This window comes from Streptomyces mutabilis (genome assembly GCF_014649815.1).
Classification (GTDB): Bacteria; Actinomycetota; Actinomycetes; order Streptomycetales; family Streptomycetaceae; genus Streptomyces; species Streptomyces mutabilis.
Window position 1 is genome coordinate 1 of record NZ_BMTT01000075.1, and the last position, 1,393, is coordinate 1,393.

Sequence of the window (1,393 nt, forward strand, 5' to 3'; positions counted from 1 at the left end):
TACTCCAGTTAGAAATCGTTGCCTGAGCTGGTTCTTCTTCGGTAGTGGCAGTGGCGGGCGGTCGCTTGGTGTTGTCTGCGCCAGAGGGACCAGTTCAGGGCGTGGATGACTGCTCCGGTGCGGGGTGTGGGGCGAGGCAGAAGAGTGTCCAGGAGTCTGCGGATCTCTGCCACTGTGAAGCGGATGGTGCTGGTGGGGTCGTTTCTGCGGCCCCCCTTTCGGTGGTCTGGGCCGCGACGACAGACAGAAACGCGTGGGCGAGCATGGCCAGGGTGATGTGGCGATACCAGCCCGGATAGCGGCGGACCTCGTACTGGTCGAGGCCGCATTCGTTCTTGGCGGCTTGGAAGGCTTCCTCGATCGCCCAGCGCGAGCCGGCGATTCGGACCAGGTCAGCAACGCTGGTGCCGTTGGGGGCGTAGGCGAGGTAGTAGGCGATCTCGTCCGGGCGGGCCAGGCTGCGGCGGCCCAGTACCCACCGCTCGTGGGTGGGCCGGTCGCCGTCGAAGGCGCCGATCGCCGGCAGGCGTGCGGCGGCCCAGTCGTAGAGGCGCGGGCCTTTGGCACCGTCGCCGCAGGAGTGGCGTTCCCATGCTTCGCCGGGGGCATCAGCGATGGCGCGGTCGATACGGCCGAAGGGAGCGTGCAGTTGCTGTGACTTCGGCACGGCCAGGACGTAGCCGACCCCGGCTTCTTCCAGGGTGCGGCGCATGCGCCATTCCTGTCCGTAGGCGCAGTCGCCCGTCACCCAGGCGACCGGCAGGCGTGAGGCCAGCGCCCGCAGGATCATCGCGCGGGCCAGCTCGCCCTTGGTCGCAAAACCGCGACTGTCAGGGACCTTTGCCGCCCGGCACCGGTCCGCATCCGAGATCCAGGACTTCGGCAGATACAGCTCCCGGTCCACCAGCGCTCTGCCCTTGGCCGAGGCATAGGCGGCGAAGACTCCGATCTGGCAGTTCTCCGTTCGGCCGGCCGTACCCGAGTACTGCCTTTGCACCCCAGCGGACGTGGTGCCCTTCTTGAGGAAGCCGGTGTCGTCCACGATCAGGACTCCGTCCGGGGCGCCGAGGCGCTCGGCGACGTACTGCTGCAGGTCGTCCCGGACCGCATCGACGTCCCAGGCTGCACCGTTCAGCAGATGCTGGAAGCCTGCTGGCCCGCGGTGACCTGCGTACTCGGCGAGCTGCCAGCCGTTCTTCCGCTCCACCGGAGCCAGCAGACCACGCACGTAGTCCCGCATCCGCCACCGCAGATCCACCCTTGAGAACCGGCCCGCAACCCGCGCGAACACCGACTCCAACTCCGCAGCCCACAAGCAGGCTTCATCCATCCCCACCATGTCCAGCACAACGAAACCGACCAGCTCAGGCAACGATTTCTAACTGGAGTACTA

Annotated in this window: 1 protein-coding gene; it reads right to left on the bottom strand. The window is 67.1% G+C overall.

Annotated features, from left to right (window positions below):
- Positions 1 to 94 precede the first annotated feature (94 nt).
- Positions 95 to 1,330, bottom strand: coding sequence for an IS701 family transposase (locus IE142_RS34680; protein WP_191889396.1), 1,236 nt, complete (start codon positions 1,328 to 1,330; stop codon positions 95 to 97).
- Positions 1,331 to 1,393: the final 63 nt, after the last annotated feature.